Consider the following 23,609-nt stretch of genomic DNA (forward strand, 5'->3'; position numbering starts at 1 on the left):
TTCATCGGCCCTGCATCGCACCGTTCATCGCGGCTTCAGCAGCGTGATCCGGTTCGCACCGAGTTCGGTCACGTACAGGTATCCGGTGGCCAGGTCCTCGGTGACGTCGAGCGGCTGGCTGAAGCCGGTGAGCCCGGTCAGGCCGGTGGTCCGGTTCGACAGCGCGCCGGACGCGGCCACGTCGAACGTCTGGATGTCCTGGCCGGCCGAGTAGCGCACCACCAGCAGCTTGCCGTCCAGCGCGCCGCCGAACGCGGAGCCGCGGTACTCGATCACCCCGTTGGCGGAGGCGTGCAGCCCGGCGTCGTACGTGCCGGCCAGGTCGAAGGCGACGTCGGGCAGGGTGCCCACCGGGTATGCCGGGACCTCGAACGGGTCCGTCCCGGCGGTCGGGTTGCCGCCGGCCAGCACCCACTCGCACCGGCCCGGGTTGGGGTGGCCGTAGTACCGGCCCGGCCGGACGTCGAAGACGTAGTCGGTCTCCGCGGTGGGCACGCCGGTCAGCGCGGGCACGGCCGGTCCGGTGTAGCCCCGGCGGGTACAGGCGGCGGGCAGCGGGTTCGGGGTCGCCGGGGTGTTGCCGCCCGCGGCCGAGCCGTTGGTCGGCGCGTACAGGTGCCCGTTGCGGTGCCACACCAGGTCGAAGGCGTTGCGGACACCGGTCGCGTGCAGGGTGAGCGCGGCACCGGCGGCGTACGGGTCGTAGCTGCCGCCGTCCTCGGTCTTGACGTTCAGCGGCAGCGTGGCGGGCAGCCGGGCCGGGTCGAGGCGGAGCACCGCCGCGCTGAGCCGCCGTTCCGGCCGGTTGGCCCAGGTCGAGTCGGGGGCGCCCATCGCGTTGTTGGAGCCCTGGCTCAGGTAGATCGCCCCGTCCGGGCCGAACGCCAGCGAGTTCGTCTCGTGGTCCTTGACCGAGCGCGGCAGCCCCACCAGGACCTGGGTGTAGGTGCCGAGGTCGGGTCCGCTGAGCCGGCCCACCCGGCCGGTCCAGTCGGGCACGTTCGCGGTGCCGGTGTACTGGTAGTTGTCGGTGATCCAGAGGACCGGCGCGGCCGCGGTCGACGCCGGGTCGAACGCCATCCCGATGACCGTGCGGGCCGGTGCGCCGGGCAGCCCGAGCGCGGCCGCGTTGTCGCGGACCGTGGTGATCACGGCCGGGGTGCCCAGCGTGCCACCCGCGTTGATCGGGAACCGGAAGATCCGCCCGTCCAGCGTGCCCGCGTAGAGCCGCCCGTCGGGCCCCTTCAGCACGGTCGTGAAGGCGGCGCCGGTGGCCACCCCGACGGTCTTCTCGAACGCGACCGGCCCGCCGGGGCCGGGGCCGCTGCCGGTGGTGAAGACCATCGAGTACGGCGCGAACGCGGCCCCGGTGACGTCGGTGACCCCGCTGGTGAGGGTGAACCGGTACGCGGTGTTCGCCGCCAGCGCCGCGGTCGGCGAGAGGTTGACGACGTCGCCTCCGCCGCTGGTCAGCCGGTTGGCCGGCACGGCGGCGCCGTCGGTGAGCCGGGTCAGCGTCACCGTCGACGCGGTCAGCGAGCCGGGCGCCACGCCGCCGTTGGGCAGCACCAGGTCGGCGACCACGCTGGTGGTGGTGGAGACGCCGGTGGCGCCGTTGGCCGGGGCGCCGGCCCGTACCGCCGGGATGGTCTCCGCCCCCGGGACCGATGCGATGTCGATGTAGTGGAACTTGGTGTTGGTGCCACCGGCCGGGCTCAGCGTCAGCTTGCCGTCGGTGACCCGCACGGTCCGGGTGACGGTGGCGTGCCGGACCGACGCGGTGGGCACGAACGCGGCGACCGCGTTCTGGTCCTCGACGCTCGCCCAGTGCGCGCTGTTCGTGGCGGTGCCCGCGTCGCCCACCGCGACGGTGACCCGGTACAGGCCGTTCGGCACCGCGGCCTCCCAGGCGCCGGGGGTGGTCACCCCGGGCGAGCCGGCCGGCAGCTGCGCGTGCATGAAGGTGGCGAGCCGCACGTCGGCCTGCCCCGAGGTGGTCCGGTTGCGGCCGTTGCCGGTGAGGTCGACCGGGGTACGTTCACCGAGGTCGACCCAGCCGTAGCCGCGGGCCGCCGAGTACGCCCCGCCGGAGTCCCGCAGGTAGCCGGTGGGCGGCGCGGTCGCCGCGTCGGAGAAGTTGACCCGCAGCTCGAACGGCGGGTCCGCGGTGACCCGGGCGATCTCGACGTAGTTCAGCTTGGTGTTGGTGCCGCCGGTGGCGTCCACGGTCAGCCGCCCATCGGTCACCGGCACGGTCACCGTGGCCTGCCGGTACTCGGCGTCCGCGGTCGACACGAAGCCGGTGATCGCGGCGGCCCCCTCCACCCGGACCCGGTGGCTGCTGTTGTACGCCGGCCGGTCCCCCACGGACACGGTCACCTGGTACTGCCCGGCCGGCACGGTGTACTCCCAGGCGCCGGGGACGAGGACCCCGCCGGTGCCGCCGACGTCGCCGTACTGGAGATGGATCAGCGTGTTGAGCCGGGCGTCGATGCCGGCCCGGGCCCGGTCGCGGGTGTTGGCGGTGAGGTCGAGCGGCACCCGGGTACCGGACAGGCTGTCCTGCCGCACCCAGCCGGAGCCGCGGGCGGCGTCGAACGCGGCACCGGTGTCCGCGGTCCAGCCACTCGGCACCGGCGACCCGGCCGGCTGGAAGTTCACCTTCGCCACCGGGGTGACGGCCGCATGCGCGGGCGCGGCCGGGGCCAGACCGGCGAGAGGCAACAGCAGAACGGCGAGAACTGTCCAGATACGACGGTGCATGACGACAACCTGGCACGCCGGTACGCCTCCGGGGCTGTCGCACATCCGTCGCCGCGACCGGGGCGACAATCCGTCGCCGAATCACGGCGATTCGACCGGATAGGTGGGGGTGGACGGTCCCCCGGACGAGGTTCGGCAATTTCCCCTATGCCGGTGGATCTGCGGTTTGACGGCGTTGTCCTTTGCCGCGCGGAACCCGGGCGCGAACTATTGCGGAGGATTGCCGAATTGGCGGGACAAGGTTACCGAACCGATCTGCCGGGAACCGGCTGGCTGGTCGTCCAGGCCCAGTGCCAGGCGACCGGTGCGGGCCTTCTTGGCCGTGTACATCGCGGCGTCGGCGCGGGCGATCAGGGTGTCCGGTGTGGAGGTCGCCGGGCCGCCCCAGGCCACCCCGATGCTGGCCTGCGGCAGCAGCCGCTCCCCCGCGACGTCGAGCGAGCCCGTGGCGAGCGCGCCGGCCAGCGCCTCGCCGATCCGCCGGGCCTCCGCCGGGCCGGCCACGTCCGCGCAGATCACCACGAACTCGTCGCCGCCGAAGCGGCCCACCACGTCGCCGTCCCGGACCGCACCGCGCAGCCAGCCGGCCACCCGGACCAGCAGCTGGTCGCCGGCGGCGTGCCCGAGCCGGTCGTTGACGTCCTTGAACTCGTCGAGGTCGATGAAGGCCACGGCGGTGCCCCGGGTACGGCCCGGGCCGGCCAGCGCGTCCTCCAGCGCGGTGAGCGTCGACGCCCGGTTGCGGCACCCGGTCAGCGCGTCGTACGTGGCCCGGTGCTTCAGCTCGTCGCGGAGCCGGACGTCGTCGGTGATGTCGGTGAGGCAGATGATCGCGCCGGTGACCTCGCCGCCGCCGGTGGTCAGGGTGCGCAGGTTCGCCCGGATCCGGCGCAGCCCGCGGTGGTCGGTGTGGCCGTACTCGATGTCGACGTCGCGGCCGGCGCCCAGCACGTCGGCGAGGGCGGCGTCGACGACCGGGCGATCGGCCGGCACGATCGGGCTCAGGTGCCCGTCGTCCAGCACGTCGCCGGCCTTCGCACCGATCGCCCGGGCCGCCCGCTCATTCTGGTAGACGATCCGCCGGTCGGCGTCGATCTGCACGATGCCGAGCGGAATCGTCTCGGTGAGCCGGCGCATCAGCTGCTCCCCGGCCCGCAGCGCCTCCTGGGCGGCCATCTCGTCGGAGATGTCGAGCATCTCGCCGACCACGACGCCCTGGTCCGGGTCGGCGAGGAAGTTGTGGTTGGTGATCTCGAACCAGATCGCCCGGCCGTCGCGGTGCAGGTGCCGCAGCCGTACCCGGCGGGCCTCGCCCGGACCCGCGGCGAGCAGGTCCATCCAGCTCACGATGGCGCGCTGCTCGTCCTCGGGGTGCACCAGGTCGACCGCGCGGGTGCCGATCAGTTCCTCCGCCGTCCACCCGAGCACCAGGGAGATCTCCTCGTCGGCGCCGGTGATCAGCGCGACGGCGTCCTTGCGCACGGTGACCAGCCGGGGGCGGATCGGCTCGTGCTCCAGCGATCTGCCGCCGGGGTGGTCCGGCAGCCCGGTCAGGAAGATCAGGTACACCCCGTACTCGTCGAGCATGTCGATCAGGTGGAGCCGGACCAGTTCGGTGGGTGCGGCCGCGGGGTGCACCAGGCAGTTCGCCACGCCCTCGGCGCGGACCCGGTGCCACACCTCGACGGCGATCTTCAGGTCGTCCGGCACCACCAGGGCGAGCGCCGACCGTACCCCGGTGATCAGTCGCAGGTCACCGACCGGGAAGCCGTCGGGCAGCGGCACGAACAGACCGGCCGGGGAGATGGCGCCGACGAAGGCCTCGGGATGCTGCGCCAGGAAGGCGGCGAGGATCGCCGCTCGGCCGGCCGCGTCCGTGCTCGCGTGGTCGGGCATAACTCCCAGGCTCTGGTTCCAGCGACGAAAAAAGGAAAGGAGAACAACCCACTCCTTTCCACTCCTAACATATAGCGCACGAGGGGGCTTGCGGCAAGACCCGGGTCATGGCGCAGAATCGCCGACCGAGGTCAGATTCGACGGAAATGGGATTTCCACAATGCCTGTGTTGTTGCCGGAAAACGACTCACGCGGAAGCGTCTTCCGCCTTCCCGACCGCCTCAGCGCCAAGGCCGACCCGACGCTCATCGCCGCCGACGAGCGGCACTTCGCGGCCGTCGCGGCCAGCCTGGAGCAGTCCGTCGCCGACCTGTCCGCCCGCCTCGACGCGCAGCGGCGGGCGCCCGCCGGCAAGGGCCGGCAGGCGGTGGAACGGGACCAGGAGGTCCGCCGCCTGGAGGCCCGCCTGCGGGCGCTGCGCCGCTTCGGCCTGGACCTGTGTCTCGGGCGCATCGTCGGCCAGGACGATCCGGAGCCGGTGTACATCGGACGGTTCGGCCTCACCGACTCCGACGGGCGCCGCCTGCTGCTCGACTGGCGGTCCCCCGCGGCCGAGCCGTTCTTCGGCGCCACCCACGCCGACCCGATGGGCCTGGCCAGCCGCCGCCGGTACCGCTGGACCGGCGGCCGGATCAGCGACTACTGGGACGAGGTGTTCACCCCGGACGGGTTCGAGGGCCACGCGGCGCTCGACGACCAGTCCGCGTTCATCGCCAGCCTGGGCGGCAGCCGGTCGGCCCGGATGCGGGACGTGCTCGGCACCATCCAGGCGGACCAGAACGCGATCATCCGGGCCGGGTCGCGCGGCACGCTGGTCGTGGACGGCGGCCCGGGCACCGGGAAGACCGTCGTCGCCCTGCACCGCACCGCCTACCTGCTCTACTCCGACCCCCGCCTGGGCCACCGCCGCGGCCGCGTGCTGTTCGTCGGCCCGCACCAGCCGTACCTGTCCTACGTCTCCGACGTCCTGCCCAGCCTCGGCGAGGAGGACGTGCAGATCTGCACGCTGCGGGATTTGGTCGCGGAGGGTGCCACGGCGGTGGCCGAGACGGACCCGCGGGTGGCCCGCCTCAAGTCGTCCGCGGACCTGGTGCGGGCGGTCGAGGCGGCCGTCCGGTTCTACGAGGAGCCCCCGGCCCGGGGCATGACGGTCACCGCCGGCGACGCCGACATCTGGCTGAGCGCCGACGACTGGGCCGAGGCGTTCGAGGCGCCCGGGCCGGGGACGCCGCACAACGAAGCGCGGGACGAGATCTGGGCGGAACTGCTGACGATCCTGATCCGCCGGTACGACGGCGACGAGCCGGACGACCTGGTCCGCCGCGCGCTGCTGCAGAACCGGGAGTTGCGGGCCGCGTTCCACCGCGCCTGGCCCCTGCTGGAGGCCACCGACGTGATCGCCGACCTGTGGTCGGTGCCGGCCTACCTGCACCGGTGCGCGCCGTGGCTGGGCAGCGGCGACCTCCGGGCCCTGCACCGCACCGACGCCCGGGCGTGGACGGTGGCCGACCTGCCGCTGCTGGACGCGGCGCGGCAACGGCTCGGCGACCCGGAGGCGTCCCGGCGCACCCGCCGCCACGACGCGGCCGTCGCCGTCCAGCGCGCGCGGATGGCCACCGTCGTCGACGACCTGATCGCGGCCGACGCCTACGACGACGGCGAGGGCGTGCTGTCCAGCCTGCGCCAGCAGGATCTGCGCGACGTCCTGGTGGACGAGGCCGGGCTGCCCGGCGCCGAGCCGGACCGGCTCGCCGGACCGTTCGCGCACATCGTGGTGGACGAGGCGCAGGAGCTGACCGACGCGGAGTGGCAGATGCTGCTGCTGCGCTGCCCGTCGAAGAGTTTCACCGTCGTCGGCGACCGCGCCCAGGCCCGGCACGGGTTCCCCGAGACCTGGGCGGACCGGCTGGAGCGGGCCGGGCTGGACCGGATCACGCTGGCCACGCTGAGCATCAACTACCGGACGCCGGAGGAGGTCATGGCGGAGGCCGAGCCGGTCATCCGGTCCGTGTTGCCGGACGCCAACGTGCCGACCTCGATCCGGCACGCCGGCGTCCCGGTCGGGCGCGGCGTCACCGCCGACCTGGAACCGGTCCTGGACACCTGGCTCGCCACGCATCCCGACGGCATCGCCTGCGTGATCGGCGCCCCCGGGTTCCGGCCGACGTCCCGGGTCCGGTCGCTGGCCCCGGAGCTCGCCAAGGGACTCGAGTTCGACCTGGTGGTGCTCGTCGACCCGGAGACGTTCGGCACCGGCGTCGAGGGCGCGGTGGACCGGTACGTCGCGATGACCCGGGCGACCCGGCAGCTCGTCATCCTCACCGGGTCCGGGGACCGGCACGGCGGGTAGGCGCCCCGGCCCGGCGGGAACCGGCATGGAGGGGCGTCTATGGCCGGATGCGGGTGACCTGCCCTATCGTACGTAGGTCCGACCGCCCCCAGCACAGGAGTCCCCATGCGTCGCGCCCTGCTCGTCCTCACCGCCGGCCTGCTTCTCGCGACCACCGCGTGCGGCACCGACCAGACCTCCGGCGGTCTCGGGCCCGGGACCTCGCGACCGCCGGCGCCGGCGGTCGGCGGCACGACGGCGCCCACGCTCAGCGCCGAGAAGCAGGCCGCGCTGGCGAAGACCAAGGCGGTGTGCGAGTCGGTCGGCCAGGCGTACACCAGGAACATGGGCCCGTTCGCCGAGTCGATGAGCACGATGGTCGCGCAGAAGAACGCGAAGCCGTCCCGGGAGAAGGCGCAGCAGGCGCTGAGCGCGTTCGCGCAGGACATCCGCACCGCGACGCAGGCCGGCGCGGACACCGAGGCCCGGGCGGCCGGGAAGAAGACCGCCGACCAGCTGCAGGCCAAGGCGGCCGACGACACGATCTTCACCGGGGTGAAGACGGCCGAGGACCTGGAGACGGTGCTCGGCCCGACGCTCAAGGAGTGGCTGGAACCGATCACCGAACACTGCTCCTGATCCGCCACTGTTCTAGAACTCTGGGTCGATCTCTGCTATACCTGACCCAACAGTTCTAGAACAGTGGAGGAATCATGACCGCACCCGCCGTCGATGCGCGACGGCCGACCGATGACGGACGCTTCGGTGCGTACGGCGGCCGGTTCGTACCCGAGTCACTCGTCCCGGCCTGCGACGAGGTCGACCGGGCGTTCCGCGCCGCCTGGGCCGACCCCGCGTTCCGGAGCCGGCTGGACGAGATCCTCACCGGCTACGCCGGCCGCCCCACCCCGCTGACCCCGGCGCACCGGCTCTCCGCGGAGCTGGGCATCACGCTGCTGCTCAAGCGCGAGGACCTGATGCACACCGGGTCCCACAAGATCAACAACGTGCTGGGGCAGGCACTGCTGGCGCAGCGGATGGGCCGGACCCGGCTGATCGCGGAGACCGGCGCCGGCCAGCACGGTGTCGCGACCGCCACCGCCGGGGCGCTGCTCGGCATGGCCACCACGGTCTTCATGGGGCAGCGGGACATCGAACGGCAGGCGCTCAACGTCTTCCGGATGCGGACCCTCGGCGCCGAGGTGGTGCCGGTGCACACCGGCAGCCGGACGCTCAAGGACGCCTGCACCGAGGCGCTGCGCCACTGGGTCACCGCGGTGGCGGACACCTACTACTGCTTCGGCTCGGTCCTGGGCCCGCACCCGTACCCCTGGATGGTCCGGGAGTTCCAGCGGGTGATCGGTGACGAGGCGCGCGGCCAGGCGGCCGCCGCCCTGCCGGCCGGCACGCCGGACGTCGTGGTGGCGTGCGTCGGAGGCGGTTCCAACGCGGCGGGCACGTTCGCCGGCTTCCTCGACACCCCGGCCCGGCTGATCGGGGTCGAGGCCGAGGGCGGGGCGGCGCTCAGCCACGGTACGGACGGCGTGCTGCACGGGTTCCGGTCGAAGGTGCTGCAAAACCACGAGGGGCAGATCGCCGAGCCGCACTCGATCGCACCCGGCCTCGACTACCCCGGCGTCGGCCCGGAGCACGCGTACCTGGCCGATCACGGACGGGCCCGGTACGTGACGGTGAACGACACCGAGGTGGTGGCCGCGGTGCACCGCCTGGCCCGGGCCGAGGGGATCATCTGCGCGCTGGAGTCGGCGCACGCGGTGGCGTGGGTACTGCGCGCCGTCACCACCGGCGAGGTGGCGCCCGGCGCGACCGTCCTGCTGACCCTGTCCGGCCGTGGCGACAAGGACATGGCGACCCTGATGGAGCTGACGTGAACCCGCTGGAGACCCACACCCGCCGCGTCCGGGACCGTGGACGCAAGCTGCTCGTGCCGTACCTGACCGGCGGGCTCGGCGCCGGCTGGACCGACCACGTACTCGCCGCCGCCGAGGCCGGCGCGGACGTGGTCGAGATCGGACTGCCGTTCTCCGATCCGATGCTGGACGGACCAACCATCCAGCGGGCCTCGGACGCCGCGCTGGCCGCGGGCGCCACCGTGGACGGCATCCTCGCCGACGTGGCCCGGATCGACCCGGGCGTGCCGATGGCCGCGATGACGTACGCCAATCTGGTCTTCCGCCGGGGCGCCGACCGGTTCTGCGCGGCCCTGCGCGACGCCGGCATCGCCGGGCTGATCGTCCCGGACGTGCCGGTCGACGAGGTCGAGCCGCTGTCCCGGGCGGCCGCCGCGGAACAGCTCGACCTGGTCCTGCTGGTGTCCCCGGCCACGCCCGCCGAACGCCGGGTGGAGATCGTCAAGCGCGGCAGCGGTTTCGTCTACACGGTGAGCCTGATGGGCACCACCGGGGAACGCCCGGCGCTGCCCGAGTCCGCGGGCGCGCTGGCCACCGCGCTCAAACAGCTCACCGACCTGCCGGTGCTGCTCGGTTTCGGCGTGTCCTCGGCGGCCGCGGCGCGCGCCGCGGCGGAGCACGCCGACGGTGTTATCGTGGGCTCGGCAGTGATGCGAAAGGTGCTGGCCGGGGCCACACCCGCCGAGGCCGGGGGCTTCCTGGCGACGCTCCGCGAGGCGCTGGACCGCCCCGACGACTGACGGAGTGACAGGTGGCGGCGAACGGCGACCGACGAGAGCCGAAGTACGCCACCATCGCCGCCGACCTCGAGGCGCGGATCCACGCCGGCGACTACCGGCCCGGTCAGGCCCTGCCCGGCCAGCGGGAACTCAGCGCCGCGTACGGCGTCACCCTGATGACCTTGCGGCAGGCCCTCACGCTGCTGAGCGACCGCGGCCTGGTCACCCAGCAGCCGGGACGCGGCACGTTCGTGGCGGGGCCGAAGGCGGCGTACACCATGGGGTCGTTGCGGAGTCTCTCCGACGACCTGCGGGACCAGGGCCACGTGGTGGACACGGTGGTGCTGGCCGTGGCGGACGATCCGCTGCCGGAGCCGGTGGCGGACCGTCTCGGCCTCGCGGCCGGCGCGCGCGGCGTCCGGGTCGAGCGGCTGCGGCGGCTCGGCACCACTCCGGCGATCCACCAGGAGTCCTGGATCCCCGAGCCGTACGCCCGCGGGCCGGCCGGCGCGAACCTGGCGGTCACGTCGCTCTACCGCGCACTCACCGACGCCGGCGTCGGCGTCGCGCGGGCCGAGGAACGGCTCAGCCCCGGCCTGCTCGAGCAACGCCTGTCGGCGCTGCTGAATCAGCCGGCCGGGGTGCCGGTGTTCCGCAGTGAACGGACCACGTTCGACGGCGGCGACGTCCCGGTGGTCTTCGACCGGGCGACGATCCTGGGTGACCTGATCGAGATCCGGACGGTGCGCGCCGCGTCGTCGATGTCCATGCGGTGGATCAACGCGTCCGCCCCGGACGGCGTCAGAGGCTGACCGCGATCCCGATCGTCTCGGGCCGGCGCAGGCGTACCACCTTCGCCAACCAGTTGCCCACCCGGGACAGCAGGTACTTGCGCGCCACCAGCCGCCGCACCTGCCGCGTCTCCGCGTCGTCGAGCAGCCGCGCGGTCCCGCGGGCGCTCGGCGCGTCCGGCGCCGTCCGGCCGCGGACGTTGCAGACCTGCACCTCGACGCGGCTGTCGTTGCGGATCCGCTTGACCTTCCAGGTGTCCAGCTCGGAGATGATCAACAGGTCCCGGCCGTCGGTGACGTGCCACACGGGTGTGGCCACCGGCGTTCCGTCCTTGCGGTAGGTGGTCAGGCGGACGTACTTGCTGCGGCTGATCTCGGGTGGCACGGTCACCCGGTCAGTATCACCGACGGACCCGCCGCGGCTGCACCGGAACGTGATCCTTTCCTTCCCCGCTCGGATGGCGGCCCGAAACAGGTAGCGCGTCCACCTTGCTCTCCGAGACCATCCAGAGGTGTCCCAGGACGACGCAGCAGTACGCTACCGCGCTGGCCAGACCGCCTTGCTGGCCGCCGTTGCCGAAGCCGAACCGCTGGTCGGGCAATGGCGCCGCCGGTTCGACCCGTCCGCCTCGGCCGGCGTTCCCGCCCACGTCACGGTGCTCTTCCCGTTCCTCGACGTCGGCCGCGTCACCGACACGGTCGTGGGTGACCTCCGGGCCCTGATCGGCGCGCACCGCTGCGTCACGGTCCGCTTCGAGGAGTGCCGCCGCTTCCCGGAGGCGCTCTACCTCGCGCCGACGCCGGACCAGCCGTTCCGCGCGCTGACCGAATCGATAGCGCGGCGATGGCCGGAGGCGCCGCCGTACGAGGGGCGGTTCACCGAGGTGATCCCGCATCTGACCGTCGCACACGGCCAGCCGCCACAGGTCCTCGACGAGCTGGCGGCGGAACTGGCACACCGGCTACCCACGACGGCAACGATCTCGTCCATCAGCCTGTTCGTCTGCGACGGCCACCGCTGGCGGCACCACGTGGAGTTCCCGATGCTCGGACAGGGGTAACGGCAGAAACCCCCGTCCGGGCCGGACCGCACCTATTGTCGAAGGAGACCAGCACCCGCCGCACCGCATCCTGGGAGAACCGTGACCACCACCGTCAGGGCCTACGCCGCGCCGTCCGCCACCGAACCGCTGGCGCCGGCGACGATCGAGCGGCGCGACGTCGGCCCGCACGACGTCCGCATCGACATCCGGTACGCCGGCATCTGCCACTCGGACATCCACACCGCCCGCAGCGAGTGGGGCCCGACCACGTACCCGATCGTGGTCGGTCACGAGATCGCCGGGGTCGTCGCCGAGGTCGGTTCCGCGGTGACCATGTTCGCCGTCGGGGACCGGGTCGGGGTCGGCTGCATGGTGGACTCGTGCGGCGAGTGCAGCTACTGCGCCCGCGGCGACGAACAGTACTGCGCCGAGGGCAACATCGGCACCTACGGCAGCGTCGGCCGGGACGGCGAACCCACCCAGGGCGGGTACGCGCAGAGCATCGTCGTCACCGAACGCTTCGTCCTGCGCATCCCGGACGCCCTGGGGCTCGACGTCGCCGCGCCGCTGCTGTGCGCGGGCATCACCACGTACTCGCCGTTGAAGCACTGGCAGGCCGGGCCCGGCCGGAAGGTGGCGGTGGTCGGTCTCGGCGGACTCGGCCACGTCGGGGTCAAGATCGCGCACGCCATGGGTGCCGACGTGACGGTGCTGTCGCAGTCGCTGAAGAAGCAGGAGGACGGGCTGCGCTTCGGGGCCGGCGCCTACCACGCGACGTCCGACCCGGACACCTTCGACAAGCTGGCCGACACGTTCGACCTGATTCTGAACACCGTCAGCGGGCCGATCGACCTGGACGACTATCTGTCGCTGCTCGCCGTCGACGGCACCATGGTCAACGTCGGCGCCCCGGAGAAACCGCTGTCGCTGCGGGCGTTCTCGTTGATCATGCAGCGCCGCGCGTTCGCCGGTTCCACCATCGGCGGCATCCGGGAGACCCAGGAGATGCTCGACTTCTGCGCCGAGCACGGGATCAGCGCCGAGATCGAGACCATCCCGGCGGACCGGATCAACGAGGCGCACGACCGGGTCGTCGCGTCCGACGTGCGGTACCGCTTCGTGATCGACGCCGCCACCTTCGCCTGACGGCCGGCGGGGTCACGGCGCCCGGAGCGGGACCACGTCCGGGGCACCGAGCCGGGCCGCGTCGGCGGTCTCGTCGTCCGGCTGCTCCTGCGAGGCGCGTTCCGCCTCGACCCGGAGCCGGTAGTGGGCCACCTCGCGGTCGGTCTGCTCGGCGGTCCACCCGAGCACGCCGGCCATCAGGCCGGCCGCCACCGGCGCCGCGGCCAGGCCACGGTCGAACGTCTCGATCGAGATCCGGGTACGCCGGGTGAGCACGTCCTCCAGGTGCCGGGCGCCCTCGTGGCTGGCCGCGTAGACCAGTTCCGCGCGCAGGTGGTCCTCCGCGCCGTCCACCGGCCGGCCCAGGTCCGGATCGGCCCGGACCAGGTCGAGCACCTCGGAGACCAGCGAACCGTAGCGGCGCAGCAGGTGTTCCACCCGGGCCACGTGCAGCCCGGCCTCGTCGGCCAGCATCCGGCGGCGGTTCCACAGCGCCGGGTAGCCGTCCGCGCCGAGCAGCGGTACCCGTTCGGTGCAGGAGCGCGGCACCGAGCGGCCGAGGCCGTGCACCGCGGCGTCCACCGCGTCGCGGGCCATCACCCGGTACGTCGTGTACTTGCCGCCCGCGACCACCACCAGCCCGGGCGTCGGGCTGGCCACGGTGTGCTCGCGGGAAAGCTTCGACGTCGACTCCGACTCGCCGGACAGCAGCGGGCGCAGCCCGGCGTAGACGCCCTGCACGTCGCTGCGGGTCAACGGCGCGGCCAGCACCTGGTTGACCTGCTCGAGCAGGTAGTCGATGTCGGTGCTGGACGCGGCCGGGTGGGCCTTGTCCAGGGTCCACTCGGTGTCCGTGGTGCCGATGATCCAGTGCCGGCCCCACGGGATGACGAACAGCACGCTGTGCGGGGTACGGCTGATCAGGCCGGTGGTGGAGCGGATGCGGTCGCGCGGCACCACCAGGTGGATGCCCTTCGACGCCCGTACGTGGAACTGGCCGCGCTCCCCCACCAGCGCCTGGGTGTCGTCGGTCCACACCCCGGTCGCGTTGATCACCTGCTGGGCGCGTACCTCCAGGGTCCGGTCGTGTTCCAGGTCGTGGACCCGGACCCCGGTGACCCGTTCGCCCTCGCGGAGGAACCCCACCACCTCCGCCCGGGACGCCACGTGGGCGCCGTACCCGGCGGCGGTGCGGGCCAGGAACATGGTGTGCCGGGCGTCGTCGAGCTGGGCGTCGTAGTACCGCAGCGCGCCGACCAGCGCGTCGCGCCGCAGCGCCGGGCAGGCCCGCAACGCGCCGCGCCGGGACAGGTGCCGGTGCCGGGGCAGGCCCGGCGCGGCCGCCGCCATGACGTCGTAGAGCAGGACCCCGGCGCCGGCGTAGAGCCGCTCCCAGCCGCGGTGCTGCAACGGGTACAGGAAGGGCACCGGCCGGGTCAGGTGCGGCGCCAGCCGGGTGAGGATCAGGCCGCGTTCCCGCAGGGCCTCGCGGACCAGGCCGAAGTCCAGCATCTCCAGGTAGCGCAGGCCGCCGTGGATGAGTTTGCTGGACCGGCTGGACGTGCCGGAGGCGAAGTCGCGGGCCTCGAGCAACGCGACGGAGAGGCCGCGGGTGGCGGCGTCGAGGGCGCAACCGGCGCCCACCACCCCGCCGCCCACCACGAGGACGTCGACCTCCGTGCCGGGCAGCGCGGACAGCGCCGCCGCCCGGCCGGACGGGGAGAGCGCCGGCTCAGTCAACGTCGACCCAATCGAGCGTGCGCTGCACGGCCTTCTGCCACTGGCCGTACCCCGCCGACCGTTGGTCGTCGGTCCAGGCGGGCTGCCAGCGCCGGGACTCGTTCCAGTTGTCGCGCAGTTCGTCGGTGGACTTCCAGAAGCCGACCGCGAGCCCGGCCGCGTAGGCGGCGCCCAGCGCGGTGGTCTCGGCCACCACCGGCCGGCTCACCGCCACGCCGAGCACGTCCGCCTGGATCTGCATGCAGAGTTCGTTGACGGTGATGCCGCCGTCCACCTTGAGCACGTCCAGCCGCACGCCGGAGTCCTGCGCCATGGCCTCGACCACGTCCCGGGTCTGGTAGCAGATCGATTCCAGGGTGGCCCGGGCCAGGTGCGCGTCGGTGTTGAACCGGGACAGCCCGACGATCGCCCCGCGGGCGTCCGAGCGCCAGTACGGCGCGAACAGCCCGGAGAACGCGGGTACGAAGTAGACGCCGCCGCTGTCCGGCACCGAGCCGGCCAGCGATTCGCTCTCCGCGGCGGCGTTGATGATGTGCAGCTGGTCGCGCAGCCACTGCACCGCGGATCCGGTGACCGCGATCGAACCTTCCAGCGCGTACACCGGTGGCGCGGTGCCGAACCGGTACGCCACCGTGGTGAGCAGGCCGTGGTTCGAGCGGACCAGTTCGGTACCGGTGTTGAGCAGCATGAAGTTGCCGGTCCCGTAGGTGTTCTTGGCCTCGCCCACGGCGAAGCAGACCTGGCCCACCGTGGCGGCCTGCTGGTCGCCGAGGTCGCCGGTGAGCGGGACGTCGCCGCCCAGCGGGCCCGGCGCGTGGGCCGTGCCGTAGGTGTCGGGGTCCGACGACGGCCGGATCTCCGGCAGCATCGCGCGCGGGATGCCGAAGAACGACAGCAGTTCGTCGTCCCAGTCGAGCGTCTCCAGGTCCATCAGCATGGTGCGGCTGGCGTTGGTCACGTCGGTGACGTGGTTCCCGCCCTCGACGCCGCCGGTGAGGTGCCACAGCAGCCAGCTGTCGGTGTTGCCGAAGACGGCGTCGCCACGCTCGGCGGCCGCCCGTACCCCGTCGACGTTCTCCAGGATCCACTGGATCTTGCCGGCGGAGAAGTACGTGGCCGGCGGCAGGCCGGCCTTGCGCCGGATCACGTCACCGCGCCCGTCGCGGTCCAGCGCCGAGGCGATCCGGTCGGTCCGGGTGTCCTGCCAGACGATCGCGTTGTAGTACGGCCGCCCGGTGCGCCGGTCCCACACCACGGTGGTCTCGCGCTGGTTCGTGACGCCCAGGGCGGCGAGGTCGGTGGCCCGCAGATTCGCCTTCTGCATGGCGGTCCGGATCACCGACACCGTCCGGTCCCAGATCTCGATCGGGTTGTGCTCCACCCAGCCGGCCTGCGGCAGGATCTGCTCGTGCTCGAGCTGGTGGCGGCCGACCTCGTTGCCGCCGTGGTCGAAGATCATGAAGCGGGTGCTGGTGGTGCCCTGGTCGACGGCGCCGACGAAGTCAGCCATGGTGCGCCTCCACGCGCTCGGTTCGGGGTGCCGGGAGTTCGCCCGGCTCCTGCGGTGCGGCCGACGGCAGGAACCGCCCGACCAGGCCCTGGTAGAGGCCGGCGCCGAGGATTCCGCCGACCACCGGGCCGACGATCGGTATCCAGAAGTACAGGTAGCCGGTCTGGTCGCGGAACGCGCCGCCGTACCCGGTGAGGAAACTGGCCAGCCGCGGCCCGAAGTCCCGGGCCGGGTTGATCGCGTAGCCCGCGTTCGTCCCCCAGGCCATGCCGATCGCGACCACCAGCAGGCCGATGACGAACGGGGCCAGGTTCGCGGCCGGCGGGGTGCCCGCGGCGTCGGTGATGGCCAGGATCAGGAACAGCAGGATGGCGGTGCCGATCACCTGGTCCCGCAGGGCACCCCACTCGCCGACCGGCAGCGTGCCGTTGCCCGGCAGGGTGGAGAACACGCCCTGGGTCTTGATGGTCAGCCCCGGGTCCTGCTGGTGCAGCACCTCGGTGTAGTTCCAGCGGACCAGCAGCGCGGCGACGAACGCGCCGAAGAACTGGGCCAGGCAGTACGGCGTCACCTTGCGCCAGGCGAAGCCCTTGAACACCGCGAGCGCGATGGTGACCGCCGGGTTCAGGTGCGCGCCGCTGACCCGGCCGGCCACGTACACGCCGAGCATGACACCCAGCCCCCAGGCCCAGGCGATGCTGTCGTGGTCGCCGAGCTGACCGCCCACCACCTGGGCGACGACGCCCACGCCGAACAGGATGAGGATCATGGTTCCGGCGAACTCGGCGGCGAGTTCGCCGAGCAGGCCCGGGATCTTCAGTCGTGCTGCCATGTGCCCTCCAAGGTCCGGTGTGGCCCGACGCTAGGGAGGCTCCCGGGGACCGGCAAGGACGACCGTTCGACATTGTCGAACGCTCAGCGTGCGTCAGTCGTCACGGATTGGCATAGCATCCGAAACGTGCCCGGAACCGTGCAATCGATCGAGCGAGCGGCCGCCATCCTCCGGATGCTCGCCGGCGGCACCGGCCGACTCGGCCTCGGCGAGATCGCCGCGTCCCTCGACCTGGCCAAGGGCACCACCCACGGCATCCTGCGCACGCTGCGGCACGTCGGGTTCGTGGAACAGGACCGGGTGTCCGGCCGGTACCAGCTCGGCGCCGCGGTGCTGCACCTGGGCGACAGCCACCTCGACGTCAACGAACTGCGCTCCCGGTCGATCAACTGGGCGGACCCGCTGGCCGCGCGCAGCGGCGAGGCGGTCCGGATCGGCACCGTCCGGCAGGGACGGGCCCTGGTGGTGCACCACGTCTTCCGTCCCGACGACACGTTCCAGACGCTGGACACCGGCACGCTGCTGCCGTTGCACGCCACCGCGCTCGGCAAGGTGCTGCTCGCGTACCGGGCCGCCGAACCGCCCGCCGAGCTGGAGGCGTTCACCCGGCGCACCGTGGTGTCCCGGCGGGAGCTGGCCACCGCCCTGGACCGGGTACGCACCGCCGGGTGGGGCACCGAGATCGAGGAACTCACCCTGGGCGAGGCGGCGATCGCCGCGCCGATCCGGGGGTACGGCGGGCTGGTCGTCGGCGCCATCGGCATCTCGGGCCCGGTCGAGCGCCTCTGCGACACCCGGTACCGGCCGCATCCGCGACTGGTCGGCCACGTCCGGGACGCCGCCCGCGCGGTCTCCGCGGACCTCGGAGCCGCCCGGCACTGACCACCGCACGGGGAGGGCTGATGACCGAACGCTTCGTGGTCGCCATCGACCAGGGCACCACCTCGACACGGTGCATCGTGTTCGACCGGCACGGCCAGCTCGTCTCCCTGGCCCAGCAGGAACACAAGCAGCACTTCCCGCGGCCCGGCTGGGTCGAGCACGACGCCGGCGAGATCTGGCGCAACGTGGAACGGCTGGCGCCGCTGGCCCTGCAGCGCGCCGGGATCACCACCGGCCAGGTGTCCGCGGTCGGCATCGCGAACCAGCGGGAGACCACGGTGCTCTGGGACCGGCGTACCGGGGTGCCGGTCGGCCGGGCCGTCGTCTGGCAGGACACCCGTACCGACGGGCTGGTCAACACGCTGGCCCACGCGCCCGGCGCCGCCGAGGTGCAGGAGCGCAGCGGGCTGCCGCTGGCCACGTACTTCTCCGGGCCACGCCTGAACTGGATCCTCGACCACACGCCCGGCCTGCGCGACCGTGCCGAACGCGGCGAGGTGCTGTTCGGCACCATGGAGACCTGGCTGATCTGGAACCTCACCGGCGGCCTGCACGTCACCGACGTCACCAACGCCAGCCGCACCATGCTGCTCGACGTGCGTACCCTCCGGTGGTCGCCGCAGGCGTGCGAGTTCTTCGGCGTGCCGATGGCGATGCTGCCCGAGGTCCGGCCGTCGGTCGCGGTCTTCGGCCGGGCCCGGTCCGCGTTCCCCGGGGTACGGATCGGCGCGGCCCTCGGCGACCAGCAGGCCGCGCTCTTCGGGCAGACCTGCTTCACCCCCGGCGAGGCCAAGTGCACCTACGGCACCGGCAGTTTCCTGCTGCTGCACACCGGCCCGGAACTGATCCGGTCCACCCACGGGCTGCTCACCACGGTCGCCTACCAGCTCGCCGGCGAACCCGCCCAGTACGCGCTGGAGGGCTCGATCGCGATCACCGGCTCGCTGGTGCAGTGGTTCCGCGACCAGCTGGAGCTGATCAGCAGTGCGCCGGAGATCGAGACGCTGGCGCGGACGGTCGCCGACAACGGCGGCTGCTACATCGTCCCGGCGTTCTCCGGCCTGTACGCGCCGCACTGGCGCAGCGAGGCACGCGGGGTGATCGTGGGGCTGACCTCGTACATCACCAAGGGACATCTGGCCCGGGCGGTGCTGGAGGCGACCGCCTGGCAGACCCGCGAGGTGGTCGACGCGATGAACGCGAACTCCGGCCTCACCCTCACCACGCTGAAGGTCGACGGCGGCATGACCGCCGACAACCTGCTCATGCAGTCCGTCGCGGACGTGCTGGACGTGCCGGTGGTCCGCCCGCTGGCCAGTGAGACCGTGTCGCTGGGTGCGGCGTACGCGGCCGGCCTGGCCGTCGGTTACTGGTCGGACCTGGAGGACCTGCGGCGCAACTGGCACCGGGCGGCACAGTGGATGCCCGCGATGGAACCGGCGGTGCGCGACCGGGAGTACGGCAACTGGCGGCGGGCCGTCGAGCGCACCTTCGACTGGATCACGCCGGCCTGAGCCGGCTCTTCTGGACCTTGCCCATCGCGTTGCGCGGCAGCGCGTCCACCAGGCGCACCGACCGCGGCCGCTTGTGCGCCGCCAGGCGCTCCGCCACGAAGGTGATCAGGTCGGCCGGCGACACCGCGTCGGCGACGACGAACGCGGTCACCTGCTCGCCCAGGTCCGGGTGCGGCAGGCCGACCACGGCGGCCTCGCGGACCGCCGGATGCAGCAGGAGCGCGTCCTCGACCTCGCCGGCACCGACCCGGTAGCCGCCGGTCTTGATCAGGTCGGTGGACGCCCGGCCGACGATGCGGTGCCAGCCGTCCGGGCCGACGGTGGCCACGTCGCCGGTCGGGTACCAGCCGTCGACCAGCGGCGGCGGCTCCGTCACGCCGTCGGAGAGGTAACCCTCGAACAGGGTGGTCCCGCGCACCTGCAACTGCCCGATGGTGGCGCCGTCGTGGGCCACCGGGTGGCCGGCGTCGTCGACGATCCGGGTCCGCACGCCGGCCACCGGCCGTCCGACGTGGCCCGGCCGCCGCTCGCCGTCGGCCCGGGCGCTGACCGTGATCAGGGTTTCGGTCATGCCGTACCGCTCCACCGGCGCCTGGCCGGTCAGCGCCAGCAGGTCCCGGAACACCGGCACCGGCAGCGGCGCGCTGCCCGAGACCAGCAGCCGCGCGGACCGCAGCCGCCGGGCGGCGTCCGGCGCGGCGCAGATCCGCGACCACACGGTCGGTACCCCGAAGTAGAGCGTGCCGCCGGCGGCGGCGTAGGCGTCCGGAAGCGGGCGGCCGGTGTGCACCAGCCGGGAACCGGTCCGCAGCGCGCCCAGGACGCCGAGGACCAGACCGTGCACATGGAACAACGGCAGCCCGTGCACCAGCGTGTCGTCCGCGGTCCAGGCCCACGCCTCGGCCAGGGCGTCGAGGTCGGCGGCGATCGCCGCCCGGGACAGCACCACGCCCTTGGGCAGGCCGGTGGTGCCGCTGGTGTAGAGGATCAGCGCGGCCCGCTCCAGGGGCGGCTCGGCCGGAACGGTCGCCGCGGGTCCCGGCCGGGTGATCGGCAGGACGGGCAGACCGCTGTCGCCGGCCGCGTCCGGATCGTCCGAGAGCATCAGCGCCGCGCCCGAGTCGCGCAGCACGTGCCCGCGTTCCAGGTGACCGGCGTCCGGCGGGACCGGCACCACCGGAACGCCGGCCAGCAGCCCCGCCGTCACCGCCACCACGGCCGGCACCCCGGCGGCGGCGTGCACCGCGACGGCCGGGGCACCGGTCAGGTCGGCCGCCACGGCCGCGGCCCGGCCGAGCAGGTCGTGCCGGGACAGCGTCTGGCCCGGGGCGGTGACCGCGTCCGCCGGATCGGCGTCCTGGTGCAGGGCGGAGAGCAATCGCATGCCGCCCATTCAACATGATCGACGGCCGGTACCCCCGCTGACGCGGACCATCGGGTGAGTGATCCCGGCCGCCGCCGGGTGGCGGCGGCCGGGATCAGCCGTAGGTCAGCTCGCCGCGGTGCCGTACAGGGCGAGTTCGGACGTCGCCACGTACGTGCAGCCGTTGTAGTTGCCCGGGCAGAATCCGCCGATGTCGGCGGTCTGGGTACCGAGCATCCAGTAACGCACGAACTGGACGTCCGTGGCGCTGCCCGCGGCCAGCGCCACGTTCTGCGGCGACCGCTGCGTCGGGCCGAAGTGGCCCTCGGCGCCGAGCCGCCAGGTGGTGCCGTCGGCCGACGTCTCCACCTTGAAGTCACCGGTGGAACTGCTGCCGGCCAGACCGCAGGCGGTGGACGGGTTGATCGACAACTCGGCCACGTCGATCGCGGCCGGCAGCTTGACCACGACGAACCGCGGCTCGATCGCCGTGGTGTCCTCGCCGTCGCCGGTGCCCTCGGCGTCCGACACCCAGCCGGCGCCCTGGGACTGGTCGATCAGGTTGACCGGCCCGCAGCCGTCGGGGGTGAAGTCGACGCCGTTGAAGTCGGTCACCGACGCCCCGCCGCCGACCGCGGCCCAGTCGCGCCGGACCGCCCAGTTCGCGGTGTTGACCCGGGAGGCGACGGTGACGGTCTGCGAGACGGTGTCGTAACCGGGGCCCCGGGCGAACACCTTCGGGTACGTGCCCGCGATGATCCCCGAGATGGTGTAGGTGCCGTCGGCGGCCGTGGTGGCGACGTAGTCACCGCCGAACCCGGAGGCGTGCCCGCCGAAGCCGACCACCGCGCCGCCGATCGGCGTACCGGTGTCGGCGTTGACCACCGTGCCGGTCAGCGAGCCCCGCGGCGTGTTCGCCGCCGGCGGCAGCGCGAAGTCCTCCACCGGGCGCGTGTCGTCGCCGTTCACCGAGCCGGCGAAGTAGCCCATGCCGCGGGCCGCGAACACCTTCCAGATCCGGGCCTGCTGCTTGCCGCCGTTGACGACCAGGTCGGCCTGCAGGATGGAGTTGCGCATGTCGAGGAAAGACGGGTTCGACGGCGAAAGCTCCATCGCCCGGGTGATCAGCGACTGCGCCTTCTTGCTGCCGATCACCTTGCGCAGGTCCCACAGCGTCTGCGACCAGATCTCGCCGTCCGCGTGCACCTGCGGGGCGCCGGACACCTGGCCGTAGTCGCCGTAGGTGTAGCCGCCCGGGCCGGTCGCCGCGCCGCCGGGGCAGGCCGGCGAGTCCGCGCCGACCGTGCAGTCCATGGCCGCGCTACGGATGGTGCCGCCCGCGGTCACGTACTTGCCGACCAGCACGTCACCGACGGCGTCGGTGTCCTGCTCGTGCCCCTGGTTGACGAGCAGGTCCATGGCGTACCAGTCGCTCCAGGCCTCGCCCATGGCACCCGCCTGCAGGCCGCCGAGCGTGGAGACTCCGGCCGCGTCGACCACCAGGCGGTTGGACAGGCCGTGGCCGTACTCGTGGTAGACGATGCCGGCCTCGTCGCCGGAGTTGCCCGCGATGAACGGGTCGGTCGGGGTGGACGGGTCGTGGAACAGGTACATCTGCATCACCGGCGGCGTGCCGTCCGGCGGCGTGTTCATGTTGGCGTTGTCCACGTGGTCGGGGTCGGGCAGGCCGGCGAACGCACCGGTGCCGGTGTTCGCGCCGTCCATCGCGTGGCCCTGCACGGCGTCGCCGTCGACCGCCTCGAAGTTGCCCGCCTCCCGGGTGAAGCCGATCGGGCTCTTCCGCAGGTGGTCGTGGAAGGTGCCCAGGAAGTAGTAGAGCTGCACCGCGTTCTGCGCGCGGTTGACCTCCCAGGACTTCGCGACCTTCGGGTCCCACGAGCACTTGAACGCCGCGGTGCACCCGGTCTCCGCGGCCTGCGCGGTGAAGTCGGTGAACGGGTAGTCGAACGAGCGCGGGCCGCTCGGCGCGACCTCCTCGCCCGGGTTGGCCTTGTTGTCGTCGTTCACGTCGGACCAGACGTGCGCGACGTTGCCGGCCAGCCGCGGCGAGTTCGCCGGCAGCCAGCGGGTGAGGTTGACGTCCTGCTGCACGCCGCCGGGACCGGCCGCGCCCGGGTAGTTGGGGAACACCTTGGCGCTGTTGTCCGAGCGGATGCTCTGCCGCAGCAGCACGGTGCCGTCCGCGGCGTCGACGACGTGCAGGTAGCCGGCGTCCATGGCGACGGTCTGCCAGGCCAGGCGCGGGCCGGCGACGGTCTGGAACAGCACCAGCTTGGCGTTGCCGCCGTCGGTGAACGTGGTGGTCCGGGTGGCGCCGGAGGACACCCGGGCGACCGCGGCGGTGGACTCGGCGGCGACGTCGGTGATCGCCGCGGCGCGGGCCTTGGCCGCGGTCAGCTTGGCGGTGCCCGGCTGGGCCGGCAGCGCGGCCAGCGGGGAGCCGTCCACCTGGATCAGCCGGCCGTCCTTGGCCACGTGTGCCTTGAGCCCGTTGCCGAACACCGGCACGCCGTCGACCGTCTGCACGAAGCTGAGGTGGTGGGTGCCGGCCACGTCCACGTAGTCCTTGCGCAGCGTCAGGCCGTCCACCGCGGCGGCGCTGAGGCCGAACACGCCGGCGTTCGCCTTGACGTACTCGCGGGCGACGGTCTCCGGCTCGGCGTCGGCGGCGGAGGTGAGGAAGCCGTCGAGTCGGGCCACCCGGCGCGGCGTGCCGGTGGCCTCGTCGATGTCCACGATGCCCTGCACGCCGAGCGCGGCGCGCAGCTTGCGGGCCGCGCCGCCGGGTGCCTCGGCGGCCGCCGCGCGCTTCGCCACGCCGGCGCTCGGGGGCTGGCGGATGGCGCTGCGGGAGTCGTAGTTGGTGCGCTCCTCGGTGCCGGGAGCGGCCGCGCCCGGACCACCCGCCGGGGCGGGCTCCGGTGCCGCCGTGGCCTGGGCGGGCAGCACGCCCGCGAGCAGGACGGCGCCGGCGGCGGCCGCCCACCACCGCCGCGCGGGCGGGGTCAGTCTGGTTGTCATGCAGGTCCCTCTCGGCCGGCACGGGGTGTGCCCGTCCGCCGAGCTGGTGGCCCCTGCGCCCGGGACCACCCCCACGTCTGTGGTCCGTCGATGGGTGATGCTGCTCATCATCGGTGCAGGTAACTAGAC

17 protein-coding genes are annotated in these 23,609 nt (G+C 73.1%); 9 read left to right on the plus strand and 8 right to left on the minus strand.

Going from position 1 to position 23,609, the window contains the following annotated elements; translation table 11 throughout:
- Positions 1-24 precede the first annotated feature (24 nt).
- Entirely contained in the window at positions 25-2,763 is a 2,739-nt protein-coding gene (locus tag LDL48_RS19620; protein WP_225256612.1) for a PQQ-dependent sugar dehydrogenase, read from the minus strand.
- 207 nt (positions 2,764-2,970) lie between these two features.
- A complete protein-coding gene (locus LDL48_RS19625) occupies positions 2,971-4,659 on the minus strand; it encodes a diguanylate cyclase (protein WP_225256613.1) in 1,689 nt (562 codons plus the stop codon).
- A gap of 160 nt (positions 4,660-4,819) precedes the next feature.
- On the opposite strand from LDL48_RS19625, the gene helR reads away from it, so the two are divergent.
- The 5 genes from helR (at position 4,820) to LDL48_RS19650 (ending at position 10,450) form a co-directional block, all read left to right on the plus strand.
- Positions 4,820-7,009, plus strand: coding sequence for an RNA polymerase recycling motor ATPase HelR (gene helR, locus LDL48_RS19630; RefSeq protein WP_225256614.1), 2,190 nt, complete (start codon positions 4,820-4,822; stop codon positions 7,007-7,009).
- A gap of 105 nt (positions 7,010-7,114) precedes the next feature.
- Positions 7,115-7,627: a hypothetical protein gene (locus tag LDL48_RS19635; protein WP_225256615.1), complete on the plus strand. Its 513-nt coding sequence runs from the start codon at positions 7,115-7,117 to the stop codon at positions 7,625-7,627.
- Between the two features lie 74 nt (positions 7,628-7,701).
- Complete coding sequence (gene trpB, locus LDL48_RS19640) at positions 7,702-8,880, plus strand: tryptophan synthase subunit beta (RefSeq protein ID WP_225256616.1); 1,179 nt, start codon at positions 7,702-7,704, stop codon at positions 8,878-8,880.
- Positions 8,877-9,659, plus strand: coding sequence for a tryptophan synthase subunit alpha (gene trpA, locus LDL48_RS19645; RefSeq protein WP_225256617.1), 783 nt, complete (start codon positions 8,877-8,879; stop codon positions 9,657-9,659). The genes trpB and trpA overlap by 4 nt, the downstream gene beginning before the upstream one ends.
- Before the next feature lie 11 nt (positions 9,660-9,670).
- Positions 9,671-10,450, plus strand: a complete 780-nt coding sequence (locus LDL48_RS19650) for a GntR family transcriptional regulator (protein ID WP_225256618.1) — start codon at positions 9,671-9,673, stop codon at positions 10,448-10,450.
- Here LDL48_RS19650 and LDL48_RS19655 read toward each other — a convergent pair.
- Complete coding sequence (locus LDL48_RS19655) at positions 10,440-10,820, minus strand: PPOX class F420-dependent oxidoreductase (RefSeq protein WP_225256619.1); 381 nt, start codon at positions 10,818-10,820, stop codon at positions 10,440-10,442. The genes LDL48_RS19650 and LDL48_RS19655 overlap by 11 nt on opposite strands.
- A 121-nt stretch (positions 10,821-10,941) precedes the next feature.
- Here LDL48_RS19655 and LDL48_RS19660 point away from each other — a divergent pair, with 121 nt between their 5' ends.
- Positions 10,942-11,490: a 2'-5' RNA ligase family protein gene (locus LDL48_RS19660; RefSeq protein ID WP_225256620.1), complete on the plus strand. Its 549-nt coding sequence runs from the start codon at positions 10,942-10,944 to the stop codon at positions 11,488-11,490.
- An 81-nt stretch (positions 11,491-11,571) separates the two neighbouring features.
- On the plus strand, positions 11,572-12,618 hold the full coding sequence (locus LDL48_RS19665) for an NAD(P)-dependent alcohol dehydrogenase (protein WP_225256621.1): 1,047 nt from the start codon (positions 11,572-11,574) through the stop codon (positions 12,616-12,618).
- A gap of 12 nt (positions 12,619-12,630) precedes the next feature.
- On the opposite strand, the gene LDL48_RS19670 is transcribed toward LDL48_RS19665, so the two are convergent.
- Genes LDL48_RS19670 through LDL48_RS19680 form a run of 3 tightly spaced genes read right to left on the minus strand, consistent with a single transcriptional unit; the run spans position 12,631 to position 16,679 of the window.
- Positions 12,631-14,337: a glycerol-3-phosphate dehydrogenase/oxidase gene (locus tag LDL48_RS19670; RefSeq protein WP_225256622.1), complete on the minus strand. Its 1,707-nt coding sequence runs from the start codon at positions 14,335-14,337 to the stop codon at positions 12,631-12,633.
- Complete coding sequence (gene glpK / locus LDL48_RS19675; protein ID WP_225256623.1) at positions 14,330-15,847, minus strand: glycerol kinase GlpK; 1,518 nt, start codon at positions 15,845-15,847, stop codon at positions 14,330-14,332. The genes LDL48_RS19670 and glpK (LDL48_RS19675) overlap by 8 nt, the downstream gene beginning before the upstream one ends.
- Positions 15,840-16,679, minus strand: coding sequence for an MIP/aquaporin family protein (locus LDL48_RS19680; RefSeq protein ID WP_225256624.1), 840 nt, complete (start codon positions 16,677-16,679; stop codon positions 15,840-15,842). Before LDL48_RS19680 ends, glpK (LDL48_RS19675) begins: the two co-directional genes overlap by 8 nt.
- A gap of 126 nt (positions 16,680-16,805) precedes the next feature.
- Between LDL48_RS19680 and LDL48_RS19685 the strand changes: the two genes are divergently transcribed.
- Positions 16,806-17,561: an IclR family transcriptional regulator gene (locus LDL48_RS19685; protein WP_225256625.1), complete on the plus strand. Its 756-nt coding sequence runs from the start codon at positions 16,806-16,808 to the stop codon at positions 17,559-17,561.
- A gap of 20 nt (positions 17,562-17,581) precedes the next feature.
- Positions 17,582-19,075, plus strand: a complete 1,494-nt coding sequence (glpK, locus tag LDL48_RS19690) for a glycerol kinase GlpK (RefSeq protein ID WP_225256626.1) — start codon at positions 17,582-17,584, stop codon at positions 19,073-19,075.
- Here the strand turns inward: glpK (LDL48_RS19690) and LDL48_RS19695 are convergent.
- Both LDL48_RS19695 and LDL48_RS19700 read right to left on the minus strand, forming a co-directional pair.
- Positions 19,062-20,459, minus strand: a complete 1,398-nt coding sequence (locus LDL48_RS19695) for an AMP-binding protein (protein WP_225256627.1) — start codon at positions 20,457-20,459, stop codon at positions 19,062-19,064. The genes glpK (LDL48_RS19690) and LDL48_RS19695 overlap by 14 nt on opposite strands.
- Before the next feature lie 105 nt (positions 20,460-20,564).
- Positions 20,565-23,480 (minus strand): M36 family metallopeptidase, encoded by a 2,916-nt coding sequence (locus tag LDL48_RS19700; protein ID WP_225256628.1) that lies wholly within the window; start codon positions 23,478-23,480, stop codon positions 20,565-20,567.
- Between the last annotated feature and the right edge of the window lie 129 nt (positions 23,481-23,609).

The sequence above is a fragment of the Jidongwangia harbinensis genome, assembly GCF_020216025.1.
In the GTDB taxonomy this organism is placed as follows: domain Bacteria; phylum Actinomycetota; class Actinomycetes; order Mycobacteriales; family Micromonosporaceae; genus Actinoplanes; species Actinoplanes harbinensis.